This window comes from Flagellimonas beolgyonensis (assembly GCF_003992615.1).
Taxonomy (GTDB): Bacteria; Bacteroidota; Bacteroidia; order Flavobacteriales; family Flavobacteriaceae; genus Flagellimonas; species Flagellimonas beolgyonensis.
This window is the reverse complement of the sequence record NZ_RZMY01000018.1, coordinates 311,214-332,668: the sequence shown is the minus strand read 5'-3', so window position 1 is coordinate 332,668 and position 21,455 is coordinate 311,214. Positions and strand designations below refer to the sequence as shown.

Here is a 21,455-nt window from a genome sequence, read left to right as displayed (position 1 = left end):
CCAGCCTAAGCCAAAGATCAAAAACTATTCCACAGACGAATTATTTACCTCACTTTTGGGAACACCCGCCCATTGTGGTACCCTTTGCAACATCCACCAATCCATTTAATACATTGGTCAATTCTCCTGCTTTTTATTCAATTCATTTTTTGAACTTCATTTTTGAACCTATAATTTCAACTTGGGACATATATAAAATTAAGCTTAAAATGAACTGCAAATGCCAAGCGTATGCCTGCCGAGAATACATTACCACCAAAAAACAGTTACAACAGTTTTTAAAATTAACTTCTTGGTTAATGGAGCGAGGCAGTTTTATTCTTGAGCAAGATCTAAGCAAAAATCCGGATATATACTTCAAGATTTTCAAATGCAGTAGTTGTGGGGAAACTTTCCAATTAGATTTTCAAACCAATCCATTGAGCGTTGGGTCTTTTGGGTTAAAACCAAAAATAACTTCGGAACATCTCATCAAACTGGACCAATACTGCCAAAAGCGTTTAATTAAAGAGTTAAGTAGAAGCAAAAACGACCGAGAAGGTATTTGTGGCGAAATGGTTTATTACGATTGCTATTTTGATGCCGAAAAAATCAAGAAACGGTTCAACCTGCCCAAAACCATCACCTACTTTGAATATGATGGTAAAATGGCCGGACAAGAAAGCGGTTTTGTTGATGAAACCACCAATGATGCCATTCTTGGATCCCACCCCTTATATGGAAAGCGTAGAAATCTTATAAAATTAGAATAGACTAACCTATTTTAGGAAAAGCCCAACCATTATGGTAAGCATTGGCCAACAAAGCATCTGCGGCCGCGTGGTTGAACTTTTTGTTTGCTGCATCCCAGAACAACCGTTCACCCGTTTTATAGGCAATATTGCCCAAGTGGCTCACCATTGCGGCATCGTAACCTACTTTGATGGGTGCTTTTAAGATAGAGGCATCACGGGTTTTTACGGCTTCCAAGAAATTTTGGGTGTGCAATCCCAACCCTTGCCCTATTCCAGGTTGTAAGGGAACCGCTTCTATTTTTGGCCCCAAGTCTTGGCTCCAGTGGGGTCTGTCATGTTCTGGAATTACTTCCCAACCGCCACGATCCAACACCAAGGTTCCATTGTTGCCGATATAGGCAATGCCATGGTTTCGTCCATAATTACCTCCATCGATGCCCGTAGCATGTTCCCAAAGCAGGGAAAAGTCACCAAAATCGTAAACGGTCTGCAACGTATCCGGTGTTTCGGCGGCATCTCCGGGATAGGCAAACTTACCGCCCATGGCCATTACGGATTTGGGAGTGGATGCTTTCATGCCAAAAAGGGCATAATCGATCAAGTGCACGCCCCAATCCGTCATTAGTCCACCCGCATAGTCCCAAAACCACCTGAAGTTAAAGTGAAACCTATTCTTGTTGAACGGCCGGCTTTGTGCGGGTCCCAACCACATTTCGTAATCGACCCCTGCGGGCACGGCACTGTCGGGCACCACAGGAACGGATTGCATCCATCCTTGGTAGGCCCAAGCTTTTACCAATCGTATCTGTCCCAGTTTACCCGAGTGTACGTAATTGATGGCATCCACAAAATGGGGCTCGCTACGTTGCCACTGCCCAATTTGTACCATACGGTCACTGGCATTCACTTTGGCCAACATCACCTCGCTCTCGGCTACGGAGTTGGCAATGGGCTTTTCACAGTACACATCCTTACCTGCGTCAATGGAATCCGTCAACTGTAGGCAATGCCAATGGTCTGGTGTACCTATGATCACAATATCAATATCCTTGTCCTCGAGCATTTTTCGGTAGTCGGTGTACCATTTGGGTTTTTTGATGCCCCCTTTTTCCAGTTCTGCCGTTTTCTCACGCAATACATTTTCATCCACATCACAGAGGGCAACCACTTCTACTTCACTATTCTGCAGCATGGAATTCAAGTCGGAAAATCCCATCCCGTTGCAGCCAATGAGCCCCACTTGGATTTTATCGTTCGCACTAACGGTCTTGCGCACCATGGCCAACATTTCGGTCGGGAACAGGAAGGTGGCCCCTAGTCCAGCCATTCCCAAGGAGCTTCTTTTTACAAATTGCCTACGAGTGTTCATGCTTTTGGAATTTGGGATAAGTTACAAAAAAACACCCCTTGAAAAATGAATCTTCAAGGGGTGTTTAAAAATTGTATGTTGGAGTTTTATTTTTTCTCCTCTGGAGCGTTCAATTTTTTGCTCATTTCCATGGAAATGGCCGAACGATCAAACTTGAGGCGACCGGCCATGGTTTCAATAACACAGGAAAAATCCTTGTCATTGAGTTCCACGATTTTACCGTGCAGACCACTTTTGGTTATGATTTTATCTCCCTTTTTTAACTCCGATGCAAATTTTTTCTCATCCTTCTGACGTTTGATCTGCGGGCGTATCATAAAAAAGTACGCCACCGCAAAAATCATGATCAGTGGTAAAAACTGTCCTAGGTTTTCCATTAAGTATTATGACTTTTTAAGTGGGATTGATGGCAGGGCGGCCTGTGCTCCATCAGGTGAGTTCACAAATGCCTTGATCCTCAATATCTCCGATCCCTTCGCTGTATTGGCCGTTACCGTAATGGTCTTGGTCACTTGGTTTTGTCCAGAACCATTGAATTTCACCAACAACTCGCCCGTCTCTCCTGGAGCAATCGGATCTTTTGGTGGGTTTGGAACCGTACAACCACAGCTACTTTTTGCACTGGTAATCAATAAAGGTGCATTGCCGGTATTCGTAAATTTAAATACAGTTTCCTGAGGAGTTCCCCTTTCGATGGTTCCGAAGTCGTGCTCTACTTTTTCGAAAGTCATTACGGGTACCATTTTTTGTGCTTCATCCCTAACGGTGGCACTTTCTACATTGTCCGCAACTATTTTGTTCGAGGCTTTGTCCTTACATGACACTCCAACAAGAGCAACGGCCAAGATCAAACTAAAAAATGTTGGTATTCTTTTCATGATAAAAATTTGTTTTTCCAAAAATAATACAAAAATGTTTATTGAAGTCCCCTTCCGATTTTTTGCAGCCTTCCCGTGGATTTATACTCCTTGGCAAGCTTGTCCAAAACCCCATTGATGAAAATACTACTTTTGGGGGTAGAGTACTCCTTCGCAATCTCAAGATACTCGTTTAGGGTAACCTTTTCGGGAATGGAAGGGAAGTTTAACAATTCACAAATGGCCATTTTAAGGATAATGGAATCGATTTCAGCAATTCGGTCATTGTCCCAGTTTGGGGTCTTTCCTTCAATTTCCTTTTCCCATTTGGCGTCGTTGAGCAAAGTTTTGGTCAACAGTTCATTGGCGTAATCCATATCTGCTTGATCCTTTAACAATGCTGGGAGGAAAAATCGCTCCCCAGAATTTTCGTTGGCCTTCTTCAAACGTTTCACCAAATAGGTGTTCACAATGGGGAGATCATCAACCCAGGTCAACTTTTCGTCCTCAAAGAATTCATACAGTTTTTCATTCGGGGCTATAATTTCACGGAACAAGTGCAGTACCACATCCCGATCATCCTCATAGCTATCCTTGCCATTGTTCATGTACGCTTGGTACACATCGCTGGCCACAACGGCCTTATAAATGATTTTGATATATTCCTCATTAAGGTACCACTGGTTCAATTTCCTTTTGGCAAGTTCATTGTTCAGGGATTCGTTGTTGGCTATTTGGAGCAACAAACGGTTTTTGATGAATTTTTCACGGTCGGGAAAGTTGTCATCGGCCGTGGCCAAGTATTTTTTGGAAGCATGCCCCACATGCATTACGGCCATTTTGTGGAGTTCCACCAAAAGGCTCAACATCAGCAAGTACAGCACATACATGTTTTCCATACTTACTCTTAGGAATTTCTCCTGTTTGGCCAAGGAATCGTCCTTGGACTGGACCAATGCATAAATGCATTGCATCACCTTTACTCTGATATGCCTTCTGGTAAGCATTTTAAAGAACTTTTAAAGTCGTTGATTGGCTTTCACTCCGCAAAAATAATCTTATATTTCAATCTTGCCCACCAAAGTTGCTTTCTTATCAGTTTTATAACATTTACTTTGTGGGCAATGGTATATATTTGCTGGATTGTCCACCAAAAAAGGACCGTCAAAAACCACCTTTCCCTTTTATGAAGGAACTCAAACACCTGAACAAATACTTCAAAAAATACTGGTTAAAATTGCTTGTCGGTATTTTGATCACCATAGTAGCGCGCATTTTCTCGTTGGTTATGCCTTCTTATGTAAACAAATCGATACAAGCTATCGAGTCGTTTATGTCCAAAGCCATTTCGTTGACCGAGGCCAAGGATATGCTGCTGCAATACATCCTCATTATTGTGGGAACGGCCATTTTATCGGGAGTTTTCACTTTTTTGATGCGGCAGACCATCATCAACGTATCCCGCTACATTGAATACGATCTTAAAAATGAGGTTTTCGATCATTACCAATTGCTGAGTCTCAATTTTTATAAGAAAAACCGCATTGGCGACCTGATGAACCGTATCAGCGAGGATGTCAGTCAAGTTCGGATGTACGGTGGTCCAGCCATTATGTACGGTATTCAGACCTTGACCCTCTTTGTTTGTTTGATTCCCCTTATGTTTATTAAGGCACCCACATTGGCAGCCTATACCCTATTGCCCTTGCCCATTTTATCGGTGTTGATTTATCAAATCAGCAAGGTGATCCATAAGCGCAGTACCAAAGTCCAGGAATTTTTGTCCACATTGTCTACGTTCACCCAAGAATCCTTTTCGGGGATATCGGTGATCAAAGCGTATAGCATAGAACCACGGATCAATGCCGAACTTCGTGACCTTTCCAATGAAGGAAAGGATACCAGTATGGCCTTGGCCAAGGTAAATGCTTGGTTTTTCCCTTTAATGATCCTATTGATCGGAATCAGTAACATTTTTGTAATCTACATCGGAGGACGCCAATACATCAATGGAGATATCGAATCCGTGGGCATTATTGCCGAGTTTATCCTTTATGTGAACATGCTTACGTGGCCCGTGGCCATTGTGGGTTGGTTAACTTCCATCATACAAAGGGCGGAAGCCTCCCAGAAACGGATCAATGAGTTTTTACAAGAGGAACCGTCCATTCAAAATGTGGTTACCAAACCAACACCCATTACCGGCGATATCGAGTTCAAGAATGTGACTTTCACCTACGAGGACACCAATATCACTGCCCTTAATAACGTTTCGTTCAAGGTAAATGCCGGGGAAACCGTAGCCATTTTGGGAAAAACGGGGGCGGGAAAATCCACCATTCTGGATCTTGTGGCACGCTTATACGATACCACTTCGGGCCAAGTTTTGGTTGATGGCGTTCCCGTGCAACAACTGAACCTTGATAGCCTACGTCAAGCGATAGGGGCTGTACCCCAAGATGCGTTCCTCTTTTCGGACACAATTGAGAACAATATCCGTTTTGGCAACGAAAATGCCACATTTGAAGACATTGTGGCCGTAGCCAAAAAAGCGGTGGTACACAAAAATATTGAAGGCTTTGCCAAAAAATACGATACCATCCTTGGCGAACGGGGAATAACGCTTAGTGGAGGGCAAAAACAGCGGGTTTCCATTGCCCGTGCCCTATTAAAGGACCCCAAGATCTATTTGTTCGATGATTGCCTTTCCGCCGTTGATACCGAAACCGAAGAAGAAATATTGAACAATCTAAAAAAAGTATCGGAAAGCAAGACCACCTTGATCGTAAGCCACAGGGTATCCTCCGCCAAAAATGCGGACAGGATCATTGTTTTGGACAGGGGGCGCATCATTCAAGAGGGCACCCACGAAGAGTTGAACAACATAGAAGGCTATTATAAAGAGCTTTATCTAAACCAGCTCTCGGGTAAAGAATCATAAAAAAGTTGCTGAATTAGCATTTTTTTTACATTTTTGGTAGCGTAATTCAACATTATACCAAATACACTAGACCATATGGGAGAGAAAGATTTAATGGACCAGGAAGAGATTTATTCTAAAGTCTTACGGGCAGGGAGAAGAACCTATTTTTTTGACGTTAGAAGCACGAAGGCCGGTGATTACTACCTTACCATAACCGAAAGCAAAAAGTTCACCCATGATGATGGGTCTTTCCATTACAAAAAGCACAAAATCTATTTATATAAAGAAGATTTCACCGCTTTTAAGGAAATAATGGAAGAAATGATGGATTACATCATCGACGAAAAAGGACAAGAAGTGATTTCTGAACGGCATCAAAAAGATTTTAAAAAGGAAGAAACCAGTTTTAGTGAAAACGGATCCGCAACGGGCAACTTTACCGATGTGGATTTTGATGACATTTAATCCAAGTTCCAAAATAATTGAAACGGCCTGTTTGTTAGCAGGCCGTTTTTTATTTTTGTATAGAACAAAAGCAGTAACACCATGGCAAGAACCCCCAGTAACATGCTTCCTTTGGGCACCACGGCACCCGATTTTGAACTATTGGACACGATAAGCGACAACAAGCTGTCTTTGAAGGAGATCAAAGGTAACAAAGGGACCGTGGTCATGTTTATCTGCAACCACTGCCCGTTTGTGGTGCATGTAAATCCAGAGATTACGCGTTTGGCAGGGGAATACCAGGACAAAGGAATCGGCTTTATCGCCATTTCCAGCAATGATGTGGAAAATTACCCCCAGGATGCACCGCATTTGATGAAAGAAAAGGCAAAGGAAGAAGGATACCCGTTCCCATACCTCTATGATGAAACCCAGAGAGTGGCCAAGGCCTATGATGCTGCCTGTACACCCGATTTTTATCTTTTTGATGCCGATTTGAAACTGGTCTACCGTGGCCAATTGGACAATTCACGACCCGGAAACGGGCTCCCCTTAACTGGCGAAGATCTCAGAAAGGCCATGGATGCGCTTTTGACAGGAACGGCAATCGACCCAGAGCAAAAACCAAGCTTGGGGTGCAACATAAAATGGAAATAAACGTAATCCCACATCCATGTCAACCGCATTATCTGTTCAAAAAATAGATTTGGTACCAGTAAGTCCTGAAAATCTGGAAACCTATCTTCAGGTGGGCACTACTTCCTATTGTCAACATTACTTGCACCTTTGGGAAAATGAAGACCCATCGCCCTACATCAACCATGGTTTGACCAAAGAAGTGGTTTTGCAAGAAATCGCAAATTCCAACGCCCTGAATTATTTGATCAATCAGGAAAATACCACCGTGGGCATTCTTAAATTGGTCAAGGATTGTGGTATAGACGAATTGACCGATGAAGAAGCCCTAAAAGCGGAAAAAATTTACTTCCTAAAAGAGCATTCCGGAAAGGGCTATGGGAAACAGGTGCTTCAATTTATTGAAGATATTGCGCGTGATAACGGCAAAAAATACATTTGGTTGGATACCATGCAAAGGGGAAACCCCATCTTCTTCTACCAAAAGAACGGATATGTCATTAAAAGGGAGAGCGAGGTAACGCTACCGAATGCCAAGCCCGAAGAGAAACCCATGTGGATTTTGACCAAAGCTTTGTAACTACCAGCCTTCTCGACGAATCAAATTGGCGATATGGGCAAAATGATGGTTGCTGTGCCAAGCATACCTGCCAATATTATCTTCCAAGGTAGAAAGGGTATTGCCATCGGGATGTACAAATGTGCGCTTCAATTGTTCGCTGGAAAGGCCACGCAACAAATAGACCAGTTTGGCATGGACGGCCTTTAGGTGGTCCAATGAAAGCTGAATGGGTGCTATACGGGTATCGAACAAATCGGCCCACGCCTTTTCATCATACGGTTTTATGACCGGATTATCCTCGGTCAATGCCCATTTGAACCGGATGTAGCTGTTATGGTGGCTATCGGAAATATGGTGCACCAATTGACGAACGGTCCATCCACCCGGACGATATGGGATCTCCAATTGTGTTGCCGTGAGAGGGGTCACCATCAATTCCAAGCGTTTGGGCAACTCTTCAAGTACCGAGATCCATTCCTTCAATTGGGCATCGGTGATGGTTTTGGGTACTTCAAATTTTCCGATGGGATACCGTAATTGTTCCAAGTTATCTTTTTCCATATTCAAAATTACATGGTTTTGGTAATAATGCACCCATTTAATACCATTCAATAAGTGAAATCTAAACTTTAAAACAGTTTTAACCTAAAATAATCATACAACCCATTTAATCCATTACTTTTGTAGGATAGTTTATTCATCCTAAAATCAAAATATATGGCAACTCTACGATTGGGCGATACTGCCCCCGATTTTACAGCGGTCACTTCCGAGGGCACCCTTAATTTTTATGATTATTTGGGCGACGGTTGGGGCATTCTGTTTTCACACCCTGCCGATTTTACGCCGGTATGTACCACTGAACTGGGTACAGCGGCCAAGTTCAAAGACGAATTTGACAAACGCAATGTTAAAATGATGGCTTTGAGCGTGGATGGCGCAGCTTCCCATAAGGAATGGATCAAGGACATCAATGAAACCCAGCACACCACGGTGAATTTCCCCATCATTGCCGATGAGGACCGCAAGGTTTCAGACTTGTATGATATGATTCATCCCAATGCCGACGACACCCTTACGGTTCGTTCCGTATTTATCATCGGCCCGGATAAAAAGATTAAATTGATCCTTACCTACCCGGCTTCCACTGGTAGAAACTTTTATGAATTGTTGCGCGTTGTGGATTCCCTTCAATTGACCGCACACCATAAAGTAGCTACCCCTGCCAACTGGCAACATGGTGAAAAGGTAGTGGTAAGTCCTTCAATTCCAACAGAACAGGCCAAGGGTATGTTTGCAAAAGGGGTGGAAGAAATCAAACCTTATCTTCGGTTGACACCGGACCCTACGGCTTAATTTTTGATTATTTTAATCAAAAATGCTGTTTCCCAATAAATTAGCCGTACCTTTGTGGCTTATTTAATTATTTAATTTTTATTATGAGTAAAGGAACAGTAAAGTTCTTCAATGATTCCAAAGGCTACGGCTTTATCACTGAAGATGGTTCAAACACAGATCACTTCGTACACGTTTCAGGTTTAATCGACGAAATTAGAGAAGGTGACGCTGTAGAATTCGAACTACAGCAAGGTAAAAAAGGATTGAACGCGGTTAATGTACAAGTACTAGACTAAGTAAACAGCACACTTTTTTATACGAAAGCCTGAGTTTTTACTCAGGCTTTTTATTTTTTTCTTTTCTCCACGCAACCAATTGCGAAATCACAATCTAAGCTATAAACACGTTCCCCAAAACTGTTTAACCGTACATACATGAATACTTTTTTTGGCCTACTTACATTTTTGTTGATTGTTAATGCACTATTGCTGGTTTTGAGCGTGAACAATTCCAAAAAGTGAGAATTTTCCATTATTTGGGCAATAGGTAGGGTTTTTTACCGTTGGATTGTTATACAAGAAACACACCATTATCATGAATACCTTTTTCGGCACGTTAATCGTTTTATTGGCCTTGAACGCTTTTCTCCTTTTGATCAGCGTAAACCGGTCCAAATAAAAAAAGCTCCCATTTCTAGGAGCTTTTTTTATTTCAAGAAGTATTTATTGTTTATTTCACACCCATCAATTCCACATCGAAGATCAGGGTTGCATTTGGTGGAATAACCCCGCCGGCACCAGTACTGCCGTAGGCCAAATGTGAAGGAATCACAAACCGGGCCTTATCTCCCACTTGTAACAAACCTATCCCTTCATCCCAACCCGGGATCACTTGTCCGATACCCAGTGTAAAATCTATGGGCTGGTTTCTTTTGTAGGAGGAATCGAAAACTTGTCCGTTGTCCAATGCACCTTCGTAATGCACGGAAACCGTTTTTCCTTTCTCTGCTTTGGGTCCACTACCCTTTTGGATGATTTTGTAACGAAGTCCACTATTGGTCTTATCGAACCCAGCGGCCAATTTTTCCATTTGCGCCTCTGCCATGGCCTTGGCCTCAGCAATGCGCTTCTCCCTAGCTCCTTCGAAGGTGCGGAAGGCTTCTATGGCATTCCAGTTTTTGGCATCGTCCCCTACCCTGATGATTTCCAAGCTTTCGATGGTATCACCTTGGGCAATGGCATCCACAACATCCTGGCCTTCCACCACATTACCGAACACGGTATGTTTGTTGTCCAACCAAGGGGTTGCCACATGGGTAATGAAAAATTGGCTGCCATTGGTACCTGGACCCGCATTGGCCATGGAAAGTACTCCGGGGCCACTGTGTTGCAGTTCGGGATGGAACTCATCGTCAAATTTGTACCCAGGATCACCCGTTCCCGTACCTAAAGGACACCCTCCTTGGATCATAAAATCGGCAATTACCCTGTGGAACTTCAGTCCATCGTAATAAGGTTTACCCTGTGGTTTGGCGCTGTTTTCCATATTGCCCTCTGCCAAGGCAACAAAGTTGCCCACGGTTCCCGGGGTTTTATCATGGGTCAGCTTTACCAATATTTCCCCTTTTGGGGTATTGAACTTTGCGTAGATTCCGTCTTGCATGTTTTTGTGTTTAAACGGTTATTCGATTTCTCGAAAGTTTGATTTTTATAAAAATGCAAAGGTAGGAGTTTTATGGGGCAATACCTTAAGGTAACTGGAATTTGAAGGCAAACAAAGCACCTATCCCCCATAGTTAAATCAACTGCTTGTATTCCGTTAATAACACCATGGCAACATTGAACTACATGGTCATCCCAACAAGCCCAACAATGGATTGATCTAAAATTACCGTAAATTTAAAGGATAAGAATAATTAAGAATTAATCAATCCCAACGGTAAAACCTATTTGATGAAACTAAGCGATATCGACAAAATTGAATTGCAATATTTCCAATTCGAAGATTATTTGGAGTTAAAAGATGTAATGGTTTCCGCCTATACATCCATGCCCGAAGCCTATTGGAAAGAACATCACATAAAATCTTTACTTGAAAAATTCCCAGAGGGCCAGGTGGTGATAAAAGTCAATGACCAAATTGCAGGATGTGCCCTTTCCATCATAATCGACCACGACCAATTTGAGGACAACCACACCTATCGGGAAATCACGGCGGATTATACCTTCGAATCCCATAAAAGCGATGGGGATGTACTATATGGGATCGATGTATTCATTAAGCCCGAATTTAGGGGTCTCCGGCTGGGTAGAAGATTGTACGATTATCGAAAGGAACTTTGTGAAAAAATGAACCTCAAGGGCATTGCATTTGGAGGTCGAATTCCCAATTACCACAAATATTCCCAACAAATGACCCCAAAGGAGTACATCGAAAAAGTTAGGCGAAAGGAAATCCACGATCCTGTACTGAATTTTCAGATATCCAATGATTTCCATCCCGTTAGAATCATTAAAGGATACTTGGAAGGGGATGTGGCATCCAAGGAATTTGCCGTTTTGTTGGAATGGGACAACATTTTTTACGAAAAACCGGCTAAAAAAGCGGCAATAAAAAAGAAAGTGGTTCGATTAGGACTGATTCAGTGGCAGATGCGACCGTACCGTGACATTGAATCGTTGTTGCAGCAAGCCGAATACTTTATCGATGCCGTATCCGGTTACCGATCGGACTTTGCCCTTTTCCCGGAATTTTTCAATGCGCCGCTGATGGCCCAAAACAATCATTTGGGTGAGGCCGAAGCCATTAGGGCACTGGCCCAGCACACCGATGATATCGTTCAACGGTTTTCCGATTTTTCCATTTCCTACAACATCAACATCATAGCGGGGAGTATGCCCCAAATTAGGGATGGCAAACTGTACAACGTGGGCTTTCTGTGCAAAAGGAACGGTACTATCGAACGCTATGAAAAACTGCATGTTACCCCCGACGAAGCCAAGGTTTGGGGCATGCAGGGAGGCCAGGAACTTAAGGTATTTGACACCGATTGCGGTAAGATTGGTGTCTTGATCTGTTACGATTCGGAATTTCCTGAATTGAGCCGATTGCTCGCCGATGAAGGCATGGACATATTATTTGTTCCGTTTTTAACGGATACCCAAAACGGTTATTCAAGGGTACGTAACTGTGCCCAGGCCCGGGCCATTGAAAACGAATGCTATGTGGCCATTGCCGGTAGTGTGGGCAATTTGCCGAATGTGCATAACATGGACATCCAATTTGCACAATCCATGGTGTTCACCCCTTGCGATTTCGCATTCCCGACCAATGGCATAAAAGCCGAGGCCACTCCGAACACGGAAATGATCTTGATTGCCGATGTGGACATCGACCTGTTGAGGGAACTGCACCAGTTTGGTAGCGTGCGCAACCTTCGTGACCGTAGAAAAGATATTTTCGAACTGAAAAAAAGATAGGTTTACCTAGTATAATCCGCTAACTACAACGTCCAATGAACCCATCCTCCAAACAAGACGAACGCATAGCAAAAATGATTTTTGGATCGGTATACCCCCATTACCTGACCAAGGTGGAAAAGAAGAACCGGACCAAGGAAGAATTGCATCAAGTGATTACCTGGCTTACCGGTTTTGACGACCAAAAAATTCAGGAGCTCATCAACGAAAAAGCCACTTTTGAACGCTTTTTTGAGGAAGCTTCGTTGCATCCGCATGCTGAATTGATCAAAGGGGTCATCTGCGGGTATCGCATTGAGGACATTGAAAACCCATTGACCCAAAAAGTTCGCTACCTCGATAAGTTGGTGGATGAACTGGCCAAAGGCAGGAAAATGGAAAAAATTTTAAGGTAAGGCGAATGTTGGATATCTTTTCCATTATCACTGGCCTTAAGATTTGATACAAAAGAATCAATGCTTCAACCTTTATAAAATTTGCACACTTTGAACGATCTCAATGGACAAACTAATTTTTCAAGTCGCAAGGATCTTCTCTTTACCTTGGCCATCTTTGGGACAAATATCTTTATCCTCGTCATTGTTGGTTATGGGATATCCAAGGGCAATGCCAATACCCATTTGTATTGGGTGGTCCCCTTGGTCCTGGGGGTTGTCATCCTCTTGTTTTGGATGTTTTTTGGCACCAAGTACGAGCTGTCATCGGAAAGGCTTTTCTACCAATGTGGCCCAATTAAGGGGTCCATTGCCCTGGAAAGAATTCGGGAAATCGTAAAGGGCAGAACGTTATGGGTCGGATTTCGACCCGCCACCTCGAGGAAAGGGTTGATCCTAAAGTTCGATAAGTTCAATGAAATTTATATCAGCCCGCAGACCAATGAAGCTTTTATTGCCAAAATTTTGGAACTGAAACCTGATATCATCATTAGCGAATAACGAACAAAAAAACTCATGGAGCAACGTGAAACAGAATTCTCAATAGCATTTTTGGACCATGTGGCCATACGGGTTGCCGATATGGAAGCGTCGATTGCTTGGTACCAAAAGGTGCTTGGCCTAAAGAAATATCAGCTGCCCGAATGGGGCGATTTTCCCATTTTTATGTTTGTGGGCAAGAGCGGGATTGCCTTATTCCCTGCCCATTTGGACCATCCCAAGTTGGATAGGGACTCCCGAAACGTAAAAATCGACCACTTTGCCTTTAACGTTACGAACGAAAATTTTGAAAAGGCAAAAAATCGATACCATGCACTTGGGTTAGAGTACAACATCCAAGACCACCATTATTTCCAATCCATTTATACCAAAGATCCGGATGGGCATGTGGTGGAACTGACCACCTTAATGGTCGATGCGGATTCGTTTTACAGGGGTTGATCGCCACCATTGAGAAAACCGAATAAATCAACCTCCGGTTTGTTAAACTTATCTGCAAATCTTTTTAAAGCACTGAATATTACCTATTTTAGAGGTAGAAATCATAGCACTCATGTTGACCCTTAGACGACCATTGATCATTCTTTCCATTATTGCCCTTTTATTGTTGATTCCCTTCATTGGCATGCAAATTTCCAATGAGGTACACTGGTCCGTTTTTGACTTTGTGGTCGCCGGTGGCATGTTGACCATTACCGGATTTGCCATTGACTTTGTCATCAGAAAAACAAAATCGGTAAATCGTAGATTCCTTTTGATTGCAGCCATAGCTTTGCTATTCCTTCTCATTTGGGTAGAAATCGCAGTCGGTTTGTTTGGTTCCCCGATTGCCGGAAGTTAAACCATTGACCACCTAAAAATCCAAATCAAAGTCCGCAGTGCAACCAAGTTGGTTCCACTTTGGCATCTCCTAATTTTTGATGATCTTTAGGGTTTTTAATCCATCGAAATGGGCAAACGAAAACAACAGGCCAAAACACTACGTATTTTCAGGAAAATCCATCGTACCACAGGAGCTTTATTGTTCATTTTTTTCTTTTTTGTTTCGGTTACGGGACTGATTTTGGGCTGGAAAAAGAATTCCAACGGTGTTATTTTGCCCAAAACCCAAAAAGGCACCACTGCCGATTTAAAGGAATGGTTGCCCCTTGACAGTTTGCATACCATTGCTTGCTACACCCTGCATGATAAAGTCTCATCGGATTATTCCTTGGAACTTGACCGTATCGATGTCCGTAAGGAAAAAGGTTCGGTGAAGTTTGTTTTTGTGGACCACTTTTATGAGGTGCAATTGGATGGGGCAACCGGTTCCGTGTTGTCCATTGGCCAACGGCATTCCGATTTTTTTGAACATGTGCACGACGGTTCCATTCTGGACCGATACTTGGGTACAGGTGGCTATATTAAATTGATCTATACCAATGTTATGGGCATTGCGCTGTTGGTGTTCACCATTACCGGTTTTTGGTTATGGTACGGCCCAAAGCGCATGCGCAAAGCAGGGAAAAGCTAGGACCCTACCCCTTTATTTTTTTAACCGGAACCGTTCCGTATTTGTCAATCAGATAGACCAAACTGGCCATGGTGGCAGCACCAAGTTCCAGTTCGCGTTTGTTCACGTGTTCGAAGGTATCGTTTTCGGCATGGTGATGATCAAAATAGCGCTGGGTATCGGGTCGTAAGCCCACCAACACCATGCCTTCTTCCTTAAGCGGGCCAATATCGGCCCCACTGCCGCCTTTGTAAAACATGTGGATCAAATAGGGTTCAAACAGGTCTCGCCATCCTTGAATTTGGGCAATGTTTTCATCCGAGGCATCGATGGAAAATCCGCGTGGCGTAAATCCGCCCGAGTCACTTTCGAGTGCGAACACATGGGTTTCGTTATTGTTTTTGGCCACTTCGGCGTACTTATTGCCGCCCCGCATGCCATTTTCTTCGTTCATGAACAAGACTACCCGTAAGGTTCGTTTTGGACGATAGCCTGTTTCCTTCAGCAACCGAAGCACATCCATGCTCTGGACACAACCGGCACCATCATCGTGCGAGCCATCCCCCAAGTCCCAAGAATCCAAATGGCCGCCAACGACCATCACTTCATTGGGATAGGTGCTTCCCGTGATCTCCCCGATCACATTGTAGGATTGCACATCTTCGTATTGTTTACAGCTCTGTTTAAAATAAAACTTGGTATCTGGATTCAATTTTAGGGTAGTGCTCAACAATTCCGCTCCTTTGGTGCTTATGGCCGCGGCTGGAATGCGTTGATTTACGGGAGTATCCCCATAACCCATGGATCCCGTATGTGGATAATCGTCCAATCGGAGGTTCATGGAACGTACTATCACCCCTTTTGCTCCAAATTTGGCAGCTTCCGCTGCGCCGGAGTAGCGTTGGTCCACACAACCGGAATAGGAAGCAAATGTATTGATCAATGTAGGGTCCATCGGTCGGTTGTAGAACACGATTTTCCCTTCAATCTTGGCCCTGCCAAGTTTTTCCAAATCTTCAATGCCCTGGATTTCCACCACATTGGCCTTTAATCCGCCATCGGGCGTGGCCACAGATCCTCCAAGGGCACATATCGGCACGTTGGTGGTCAATCCAGGTTTGGTCTCAAAATAGGCAAATTCGGGAATGCCCCTTACCCATTTGGGCACCATGACCGGTTGCAGCCAAACACGGTCCAATCCCAAGGATTCCAATTGGGCCTTGGTATATTCAACAGCTTCCTGTGCCTGCACCGAACCTGAAAGTCGACCGCCGATTTGGTTAGATAGGTAATTGAGCCAATCGTAGGCTTTACCGTCGGTGAGGGCCTTATCGTAAATGGCCTTTAATTGCTTTTCGTCTTCGGATTGTGAAAAAAATGGGGTACTGACCAATAAAAAGGCCAATAATAGGGTTAGTCTCATTTGGATTCTTTTTCCAGTTCTTGTTTAAAGATTTCTAAGTTAGCTTTTATTTCATCATCCAACTCTGGCTCCTCAATATCTTTGTACTTTTTTAACGCTTCCAACATGATCGAGGCCACAATCACCCGGGCCGCCTCCTTATTGTCGGCTGGAATCACAAACCAAGGGGCATGGTCCTTGGAAGTCTTTGCCAAAGCTTCTTCATAACAGGCTTGGTATTTGCCCCATAGTTGTCTTTCTTCCAAATCACCAGGAGAGAATTTCCAGTTCTTTTGTTTCAACTCAATGCGACGTAACAGGCGGTTGCGCTGTTCTTCTTTGGATAAATGCAGGAAAAACTTGAAAATGATGATGCCATTTTGGGCCACATGTTCCTCGAACTCATTGATCTGCTGGTAGCGTTTGGCCCAAAAATCCTCGTTGATGTCCGCCACGGATTCGACCCTGGGTAAATTTTCGCCCAAAATGTATTCGGGATGCACTTTGGTCACCAATACATTTTCATAATGGGTGCGATTGAACACCGAAAACTTACCCCGTTCCGGCAAGGCGATATAATGGCGCCATAAATAATCGTGCTTGCGTTCCAAGGTTGAGGGCACCTTAAAACTGTGGACCACCACACCCCGCACGTTGAAATCCTTGAACACCTCCCGAATAAGGCTGTCCTTTCCTGCCGTATCCATACCTTGCAAACAGACCAGCACCCCATATTTGGCATGGGCATACATGGTGTCCTGAAACTCGCCCAGGTCCTTTCGGATTTTCTTTAGCTGTTTTTTCAGTTGTTTTTCTGAAGCGCCGAGGTCATCATAGGTATCCACCGTTGAAAGGGCAACGGACTGCTTCACTCGATAGTTATCCGCGTTTAAGTTTTGCATTGGTTGTTTGAACTTTAGTATTTTAAGATAGGAATTTTAAAAAGAATAGATTCATAAAATGCTTCTACATACTTTCGAATTGATTTTTTCGAACTCTAAATTCATTAAATTCTTTTTCAGTCAAGTTTAATAATTGCCTAGTGTAGGGCACAAATAACGTATCATTTTTATTCCTTAGAAAATCAAAAATTAGGTATTGGTAATATGGATTATTCAAGTCTTCAATCCTTAATTTTGAATATCTAAGTTTTGACTTGGGATATTTCTTTCTAGCATGCTTGTAGGAATCATAGAGTATCTCGGTCAGATGCTCGCATAATTCATTTATAGTTTGATAGGGAACTTTGCCATTGGCCAAATCCAATAGTTTTCTTTCAATTTTTAAAAAGAATTCCTTTTTAGAATCAATATTGTTTTTAGCTTTCCCGAATATTTTCATCGTTTATTTGAACTTACATTTTCATTTCTTTATTAAAATCGACTCTCAAACTCTTAAGAATTCGAGACTCTTCCCCATAGGCTTGAATATACATGTTTTTGCGCATTCCTTCCATTCCCAAAAAGTGTTTTTCATCGGTATTTTGAACGACTTATAGCGTTTGCTGATCGTTTTATCGAATAATTTCCTGTACAAAATACCTTACAAGTAACTTAGTTGAAAATGATTGACGCGTTGTCCCAAATCGTTAAGCGTTATGAAAAACAGAAAGATTATCTTGTTCATAGTCTTCATCTTAGGCGTGCTCGGCCTATGGTTGATGGCTTCTTTTTCGACCTACAATGCCTGTGCGTATGCCAGCTCCAATCTGGAGTACATCAAAAGTAAAATTGAGTCGGCCGTAGTGGCCCAAGACCTTAAAATGGCAAAGTACCATGCCTACAAAGCGTTAAATGGCATTGAAAAAACCCGGAAAAACTTTGAGGATTGCGGTTGCGAGGGCACTATTGAAAGTTTGGAATCTGCATTGATCGAATTAAAATCGGCAACCCGGGCCGAAACTTTGGAGGCATCCAAAATTGAATTGCACCGTGCCCTGGAAAGTACCATGATCGGCATGAAAGTACTTGCAGTGTTTGAACAGGAAAATGCCAACGACTTTGGCAATGAGGTACTGGTGCTCAATACCAAGGAATCCCTTTCGGATCCCGCTACAATGTTCCAAACCAATGAAAAAGAGGTAAAAAGGCAGGTACACAGTTGCCTATTGGGTTTTGAATCTTCGTTGGAAAAAGCAATCAATGAGGTCGATTGCGAGGATGCGCGACGGTTCATCACCAATATTCACGAAGAATCCCGGCTCATTTTATTGAACACCGGCCTATCGCCCCACAAAAAAGAGTATCACAATCGGGTTAAACTATTGTCCCAAGAAGCCCTGGAAAAGTTGGGCGATTGTAATCCCTAGACTCTATTTGCTGGCAAACAGTTTTACATCCTCTTCGGAGACTTCCTTTCCGCCCAGAATGATCAATCGTTCCACCACGTTGCGAAGCTCACGTATGTTTCCGGTCCAATCGTAGCTCTTGAGCATATCGATGGCTTTTTTCGAGAAATTCTTTTGGGCGGTACCCTGCTCTTCCGCAATTTTTTTGGAAAAATGGTCGATTAACAACGGAATATCGTCGCGTCTGTCGTTCAACGCCGGAACTTTAATGAGTATCACCGCCAAACGGTGGTACAAATCTTCCCTGAATTTTCCATCTTCAATCTCTTTTTTCAGGTCCTTGTTCGTGGCCGCCAACACGCGCACATCCACTTTGATGTCCTTATCAGATCCAACCCTTGAAATTTTGTTTTCCTGCAGGGCACGAAGCACCTTGGCCTGTGCAGAAAGACTCATATCGCCAATTTCATCCAAAAAGATGGTTCCCTTATTGGCCGCTTCAAACTTACCGGCCCTATCTTTTACCGCAGAGGTAAATGCCCCCTTTACATGGCCGAACAATTCACTTTCGATCAACTCGGAAGGAATGGCGGCACAGTTCACCTCAATAAAGGGCTCTGATGATCTTGGACTTTTTTCGTGCAACCAATGGGCCACAAGCTCCTTTCCGGTTCCGTTAGACCCTGTGATCAACACCCTGGCATCGGTCGGGGCCACCTTTTCAATCATTTCCTTTATCGTCCCGATCTCCTCACTTTCACCGACCATTTCATAGTTTTTGGAGACTTTTTTCTTCAAAATCTTGTTTTCCACTACCAGTTCCTTTTTGTCCAAGGCATTTCGGACCGTGGTCAACAAACGGTTCAAATCCGGCGGTTTGGAGATGTAATCGAAAGCGCCCATGCGCATGGTGTTTACGGCCGTGTCAAGGTCTCCGTGACCGGAAATCATGATAAACGGAATCTCAGGTTTGATTTTTTTGGCGGCCTCCAAAACTTCCACACCGTCCATCTTGGGCATTTTAATATCACAAAGAACCAGATCAAAATCTTCTTTTTTAATCACTTCCATGCCAGCCAAACCATCTTCGGCCTCCTGCACATTATAGGTATCGCTTTCTTCACTTAATATCTTTACCAAGACCCTTCTAATGGCCGACTCATCTTCAATTACCAAAATTTTTGACATAGTACCTTATTTAAAATATTCCAATTTTGAACCCAGTCCGAATATAAAGATTTGACTCGTCATTCAATAAAAAAACATCTCCCTGGTCGTTGTTCCTCAACTTTCCTTCCTGTACAATGGACCGTCCCACCATGGCAAAAAAGGCCATTTTTTTGGACACATTGTACTGATACCCAAAAGCGCCATACAAAGATGTCAACGATATTTTTGAGGCCAATTCACCATTCATCATGGGGATATCATTTTGGAGATTTATGAAATATCCATCCAAGAACAGTGCCAATTCCACAAAATGCTTTTTGCCAAAGTATCGTCTCAGGTCCGTTCTCGGTATGCCTAAGGTAAACGACCAATCGGGGTGAAACCTTCGGTAGTAGTTGATCAAGGGCAAAGGTACCGGAAGACCTGTTGTACTATTATAGGTCAACCCCAGTACCAACCGAAAAGGTCTATCCGCATCCATGCGCTCTTTCCAAAAGGTTACCGTGGCATTCATGAAAAAATCTTCGGTGGCCACGCCACCACTGATAAAATTGGATGCCAACCGGGGCGTCAAAATACCGACCAAGTTCCAATTTTCGTTCCATTTGGTCAATAGTCCCACATTCAAATCAATGATATGAAACCGGATCAGTTCACTCTTATCGAAGGGGAGATTTCGCGAATAGCCCATATCGAACCGGTTATATTCCAGACCCGTAATGAGGTAATCCTTTTTTTCGTTCAATTTGATGGGCAGGTTGAACAGTCCCTTATAACGTTGGGTCATTATCCCGGTATCATTCTCTGGAATGTTCAGGTATTCTATTCGAAAAATATCCGTGCTCTGTGCCCATCCCACTTGGCCAAAGAGAATTACAATGAAAACCAAGGGTTTCCAAATTGCAATATGGTGTGTCGAGGTTTTTATTGCTTTCTACGGTTTTGGCTGAATAATATGTACGTCGCGCTGAGGGAACGGAATGGTAATATTGTTCTCCTTGAACTTGGCATTTATTTTATATCGGAGCTCACTTTTGATCCTTGGGTCCCTGAAACTGTCATTGGTAAAAAAATTGATGGAAAACAAGAGTGCGGAATCTCCAAAATCTTCAAAAAGTACAAACGGTTTTGGATTCTTCAATATATTTTTTTGTTCCGTGGTTATCTGCATCAATATTTTGGTCACCAATTCCACATCGCTACCATAAGCTACCCCGACATCCACTTTTTCCCGAGTGGTTTTATGGTTTTGGGTGTAGTTGTACACAATATCGCTGATGAACTTGTGATTGGGCAAGATCAACACCTTATCATCTCGGGTGATGGCACGGGTGGTACGCAATTTGATCTCGAACACCTTACCGACTTTACCATCCACCTCAACCACATCGCCCACTTGCAACGATTTGTCAATAATGATGAAAATTCCACCCAAAACATCCTTGAACAATTCTTGCAAGGCAAGGCCCAACCCCACAAATAATGCCGCGGAAGCGGTGATGACCAAGGTGATATCTACCCCTGCCGCACTCAAGGTGATCAGCACGGCAACCAAATACACCACATAATTGCTGAACTTGAAGACACTGGTAAATTTTTGCTTGTCTTCCTGCTCCATTTTTCGGGTGATGATGTGGCGCAACCATTTCAACAAGAATTTGGTACCAATCAATGCCACGGTCAATAACAGTAACAACCCCAACGTTAGATTGATGGTTTTGTCACCTTCACCAATATGGAAACCGATATCCAAAAAATTCTTAATGGAGCCCCAGATATCTTCCTTGATGATCTCTTTGATGTCTTCGGTGCCTTCCTGCATCTTAA

General features: G+C 43.2%; 26 protein-coding genes. 14 read left to right on the top strand and 12 right to left on the bottom strand.

Features of this window, described 5'->3' with window-relative positions:
- Positions 1-209 precede the first annotated feature (209 nt).
- Complete coding sequence (locus EO131_RS16010) at positions 210-752, top strand: hypothetical protein (protein WP_127024577.1); 543 nt, start codon at positions 210-212, stop codon at positions 750-752.
- Between the two features lies 1 nt (position 753).
- Here EO131_RS16010 and EO131_RS16005 read toward each other — a convergent pair whose 3' ends face one another.
- The 4 genes from EO131_RS16005 to nusB form a co-directional block, all read right to left on the bottom strand.
- Complete coding sequence (locus EO131_RS16005) at positions 754-2,103, bottom strand: Gfo/Idh/MocA family protein (protein ID WP_127024574.1); 1,350 nt, start codon at positions 2,101-2,103, stop codon at positions 754-756.
- An 86-nt stretch (positions 2,104-2,189) separates the two neighbouring features.
- Positions 2,190-2,480, bottom strand: a complete 291-nt coding sequence (gene yajC, locus EO131_RS16000) for a preprotein translocase subunit YajC (protein WP_127024571.1) — start codon at positions 2,478-2,480, stop codon at positions 2,190-2,192.
- Between the two features lie 6 nt (positions 2,481-2,486).
- Positions 2,487-2,981, bottom strand: coding sequence for a DUF1573 domain-containing protein (locus EO131_RS15995; protein ID WP_127024568.1), 495 nt, complete (start codon positions 2,979-2,981; stop codon positions 2,487-2,489).
- Between the two features lie 38 nt (positions 2,982-3,019).
- Positions 3,020-3,967: a transcription antitermination factor NusB gene (gene nusB / locus EO131_RS15990; RefSeq protein ID WP_127024565.1), complete on the bottom strand. Its 948-nt coding sequence runs from the start codon at positions 3,965-3,967 to the stop codon at positions 3,020-3,022.
- A gap of 179 nt (positions 3,968-4,146) precedes the next feature.
- Between nusB and EO131_RS15985 the strand changes: the two genes are divergently transcribed.
- The 4 genes from EO131_RS15985 to EO131_RS15970 all read left to right on the top strand — a co-directional run bounded on the left by EO131_RS15985 (position 4,147) and on the right by EO131_RS15970 (position 7,543).
- Positions 4,147-5,901, top strand: a complete 1,755-nt coding sequence (locus tag EO131_RS15985) for an ABC transporter ATP-binding protein (RefSeq protein ID WP_127024562.1) — start codon at positions 4,147-4,149, stop codon at positions 5,899-5,901.
- 75 nt (positions 5,902-5,976) lie between these two features.
- Positions 5,977-6,348, top strand: coding sequence for a PUR family DNA/RNA-binding protein (locus EO131_RS15980; RefSeq protein ID WP_127024559.1), 372 nt, complete (start codon positions 5,977-5,979; stop codon positions 6,346-6,348).
- A gap of 81 nt (positions 6,349-6,429) precedes the next feature.
- Positions 6,430-6,984: a thioredoxin family protein gene (locus EO131_RS15975; RefSeq protein ID WP_127024556.1), complete on the top strand. Its 555-nt coding sequence runs from the start codon at positions 6,430-6,432 to the stop codon at positions 6,982-6,984.
- A 16-nt stretch (positions 6,985-7,000) separates the two neighbouring features.
- Positions 7,001-7,543 carry a GNAT family N-acetyltransferase gene (locus EO131_RS15970; protein ID WP_127024553.1) on the top strand — a complete coding sequence of 181 codons (543 nt, stop codon included), beginning with the start codon at positions 7,001-7,003 and terminating at the stop codon, positions 7,541-7,543.
- Here EO131_RS15970 and EO131_RS15965 read toward each other — a convergent pair whose 3' ends face one another.
- Positions 7,544-8,086: a YfiT family bacillithiol transferase gene (locus EO131_RS15965; RefSeq protein ID WP_127024550.1), complete on the bottom strand. Its 543-nt coding sequence runs from the start codon at positions 8,084-8,086 to the stop codon at positions 7,544-7,546.
- A 156-nt stretch (positions 8,087-8,242) separates the two neighbouring features.
- Here EO131_RS15965 and EO131_RS15960 point away from each other — a divergent pair, with 156 nt between their 5' ends.
- Together EO131_RS15960 and EO131_RS15955 are read left to right on the top strand one after the other, a co-directional pair.
- Positions 8,243-8,881: a peroxiredoxin gene (locus EO131_RS15960; protein WP_127024548.1), complete on the top strand. Its 639-nt coding sequence runs from the start codon at positions 8,243-8,245 to the stop codon at positions 8,879-8,881.
- Positions 8,882-8,964: 83 nt separating this feature from the next.
- A complete protein-coding gene (locus EO131_RS15955; protein WP_127024545.1) occupies positions 8,965-9,159 on the top strand; it encodes a cold-shock protein in 195 nt (64 codons plus the stop codon).
- A 433-nt stretch (positions 9,160-9,592) separates the two neighbouring features.
- On the opposite strand, the gene EO131_RS15950 is transcribed toward EO131_RS15955, so the two are convergent.
- On the bottom strand, positions 9,593-10,525 hold the full coding sequence (locus EO131_RS15950; protein ID WP_127024542.1) for a peptidylprolyl isomerase: 933 nt from the start codon (positions 10,523-10,525) through the stop codon (positions 9,593-9,595).
- 290 nt (positions 10,526-10,815) lie between these two features.
- On the opposite strand from EO131_RS15950, the gene EO131_RS15945 reads away from it, so the two are divergent.
- The 6 genes from EO131_RS15945 (at position 10,816) to EO131_RS15920 (ending at position 14,790) form a co-directional block, all read left to right on the top strand.
- Positions 10,816-12,342 (top strand): carbon-nitrogen hydrolase family protein, encoded by a 1,527-nt coding sequence (locus EO131_RS15945; RefSeq protein ID WP_127024539.1) that lies wholly within the window; start codon positions 10,816-10,818, stop codon positions 12,340-12,342.
- Positions 12,343-12,377: 35 nt separating this feature from the next.
- Positions 12,378-12,737: a DUF2200 domain-containing protein gene (locus EO131_RS15940; RefSeq protein ID WP_127024536.1), complete on the top strand. Its 360-nt coding sequence runs from the start codon at positions 12,378-12,380 to the stop codon at positions 12,735-12,737.
- Positions 12,738-12,827: 90 nt separating this feature from the next.
- Positions 12,828-13,277 (top strand): PH domain-containing protein, encoded by a 450-nt coding sequence (locus tag EO131_RS15935; RefSeq protein WP_127024533.1) that lies wholly within the window; start codon positions 12,828-12,830, stop codon positions 13,275-13,277.
- A gap of 15 nt (positions 13,278-13,292) precedes the next feature.
- Positions 13,293-13,718 carry a VOC family protein gene (locus EO131_RS15930; RefSeq protein ID WP_127024530.1) on the top strand — a complete coding sequence of 142 codons (426 nt, stop codon included), beginning with the start codon at positions 13,293-13,295 and terminating at the stop codon, positions 13,716-13,718.
- 112 nt (positions 13,719-13,830) lie between these two features.
- Complete coding sequence (locus EO131_RS15925; protein WP_127024528.1) at positions 13,831-14,118, top strand: hypothetical protein; 288 nt, start codon at positions 13,831-13,833, stop codon at positions 14,116-14,118.
- 108 nt (positions 14,119-14,226) lie between these two features.
- Positions 14,227-14,790, top strand: a complete 564-nt coding sequence (locus EO131_RS15920; RefSeq protein WP_127024525.1) for a PepSY-associated TM helix domain-containing protein — start codon at positions 14,227-14,229, stop codon at positions 14,788-14,790.
- Positions 14,791-14,794: 4 nt separating this feature from the next.
- On the opposite strand, the gene EO131_RS15915 is transcribed toward EO131_RS15920, so the two are convergent.
- The 3 genes from EO131_RS15915 to EO131_RS15905 form a co-directional block, all read right to left on the bottom strand.
- Positions 14,795-16,192: a M20/M25/M40 family metallo-hydrolase gene (locus EO131_RS15915; RefSeq protein ID WP_127024522.1), complete on the bottom strand. Its 1,398-nt coding sequence runs from the start codon at positions 16,190-16,192 to the stop codon at positions 14,795-14,797.
- Entirely contained in the window at positions 16,189-17,073 is an 885-nt protein-coding gene (locus EO131_RS15910; RefSeq protein WP_127024519.1) for a PPK2 family polyphosphate kinase, read from the bottom strand. The genes EO131_RS15915 and EO131_RS15910 overlap by 4 nt, the downstream gene beginning before the upstream one ends.
- Before the next feature lie 64 nt (positions 17,074-17,137).
- A complete protein-coding gene (locus EO131_RS15905; RefSeq protein ID WP_127024516.1) occupies positions 17,138-17,512 on the bottom strand; it encodes a hypothetical protein in 375 nt (124 codons plus the stop codon).
- 256 nt (positions 17,513-17,768) lie between these two features.
- Here EO131_RS15905 and EO131_RS15900 point away from each other — a divergent pair, with 256 nt between their 5' ends.
- Entirely contained in the window at positions 17,769-18,479 is a 711-nt protein-coding gene (locus EO131_RS15900) for a hypothetical protein (protein WP_127024513.1), read from the top strand.
- A gap of 3 nt (positions 18,480-18,482) precedes the next feature.
- Here the strand turns inward: EO131_RS15900 and EO131_RS15895 are convergent, their stop codons facing one another.
- From EO131_RS15895 to EO131_RS15885, 3 genes are read right to left on the bottom strand one after another with little or no spacing between them, the layout of a single operon-like run.
- Complete coding sequence (locus tag EO131_RS15895) at positions 18,483-19,646, bottom strand: sigma-54-dependent transcriptional regulator (RefSeq protein WP_127024510.1); 1,164 nt, start codon at positions 19,644-19,646, stop codon at positions 18,483-18,485.
- Between the two features lie 10 nt (positions 19,647-19,656).
- Positions 19,657-20,517 carry a DUF6268 family outer membrane beta-barrel protein gene (locus EO131_RS15890; protein ID WP_241243878.1) on the bottom strand — a complete coding sequence of 287 codons (861 nt, stop codon included), beginning with the start codon at positions 20,515-20,517 and terminating at the stop codon, positions 19,657-19,659.
- A gap of 45 nt (positions 20,518-20,562) precedes the next feature.
- Positions 20,563-21,450 (bottom strand): mechanosensitive ion channel family protein, encoded by an 888-nt coding sequence (locus EO131_RS15885; RefSeq protein WP_127024503.1) that lies wholly within the window; start codon positions 21,448-21,450, stop codon positions 20,563-20,565.
- Between the last annotated feature and the right edge of the window lie 5 nt (positions 21,451-21,455).

Coding starts and splice junctions, on each gene's coding strand:
- EO131_RS15950 (WP_127024542.1), bottom strand. CDS start 10,525: ATGCAAGACGGAATCTACGCAAAGTTCAATACCCCAAAAGGGGAAATA.
- EO131_RS15975 (WP_127024556.1), top strand. CDS start 6,430: ATGGCAAGAACCCCCAGTAACATGCTTCCTTTGGGCACCACGGCACCC.
- EO131_RS16010 (WP_127024577.1), top strand. CDS start 210: ATGAACTGCAAATGCCAAGCGTATGCCTGCCGAGAATACATTACCACC.
- nusB (WP_127024565.1), bottom strand. CDS start 3,967: ATGCTTACCAGAAGGCATATCAGAGTAAAGGTGATGCAATGCATTTAT.
- EO131_RS15895 (WP_127024510.1), bottom strand. CDS start 19,646: ATGTCAAAAATTTTGGTAATTGAAGATGAGTCGGCCATTAGAAGGGTC.
- EO131_RS15970 (WP_127024553.1), top strand. CDS start 7,001: ATGTCAACCGCATTATCTGTTCAAAAAATAGATTTGGTACCAGTAAGT.
- EO131_RS15995 (WP_127024568.1), bottom strand. CDS start 2,981: ATGAAAAGAATACCAACATTTTTTAGTTTGATCTTGGCCGTTGCTCTT.
- EO131_RS15930 (WP_127024530.1), top strand. CDS start 13,293: ATGGAGCAACGTGAAACAGAATTCTCAATAGCATTTTTGGACCATGTG.
- EO131_RS15910 (WP_127024519.1), bottom strand. CDS start 17,073: ATGCAAAACTTAAACGCGGATAACTATCGAGTGAAGCAGTCCGTTGCC.
- EO131_RS15960 (WP_127024548.1), top strand. CDS start 8,243: ATGGCAACTCTACGATTGGGCGATACTGCCCCCGATTTTACAGCGGTC.
- yajC (WP_127024571.1), bottom strand. CDS start 2,480: ATGGAAAACCTAGGACAGTTTTTACCACTGATCATGATTTTTGCGGTG.
- EO131_RS15885 (WP_127024503.1), bottom strand. CDS start 21,450: ATGCAGGAAGGCACCGAAGACATCAAAGAGATCATCAAGGAAGATATC.
- EO131_RS15980 (WP_127024559.1), top strand. CDS start 5,977: ATGGGAGAGAAAGATTTAATGGACCAGGAAGAGATTTATTCTAAAGTC.
- EO131_RS15965 (WP_127024550.1), bottom strand. CDS start 8,086: ATGGAAAAAGATAACTTGGAACAATTACGGTATCCCATCGGAAAATTT.
- EO131_RS15985 (WP_127024562.1), top strand. CDS start 4,147: ATGAAGGAACTCAAACACCTGAACAAATACTTCAAAAAATACTGGTTA.
- EO131_RS15940 (WP_127024536.1), top strand. CDS start 12,378: ATGAACCCATCCTCCAAACAAGACGAACGCATAGCAAAAATGATTTTT.
- EO131_RS15920 (WP_127024525.1), top strand. CDS start 14,227: ATGGGCAAACGAAAACAACAGGCCAAAACACTACGTATTTTCAGGAAA.
- EO131_RS15915 (WP_127024522.1), bottom strand. CDS start 16,192: ATGAGACTAACCCTATTATTGGCCTTTTTATTGGTCAGTACCCCATTT.
- EO131_RS16005 (WP_127024574.1), bottom strand. CDS start 2,103: ATGAACACTCGTAGGCAATTTGTAAAAAGAAGCTCCTTGGGAATGGCT.
- EO131_RS15925 (WP_127024528.1), top strand. CDS start 13,831: ATGTTGACCCTTAGACGACCATTGATCATTCTTTCCATTATTGCCCTT.
- EO131_RS15905 (WP_127024516.1), bottom strand. CDS start 17,512: ATGAAAATATTCGGGAAAGCTAAAAACAATATTGATTCTAAAAAGGAA.
- EO131_RS15900 (WP_127024513.1), top strand. CDS start 17,769: ATGAAAAACAGAAAGATTATCTTGTTCATAGTCTTCATCTTAGGCGTG.
- EO131_RS15955 (WP_127024545.1), top strand. CDS start 8,965: ATGAGTAAAGGAACAGTAAAGTTCTTCAATGATTCCAAAGGCTACGGC.
- EO131_RS15945 (WP_127024539.1), top strand. CDS start 10,816: ATGAAACTAAGCGATATCGACAAAATTGAATTGCAATATTTCCAATTC.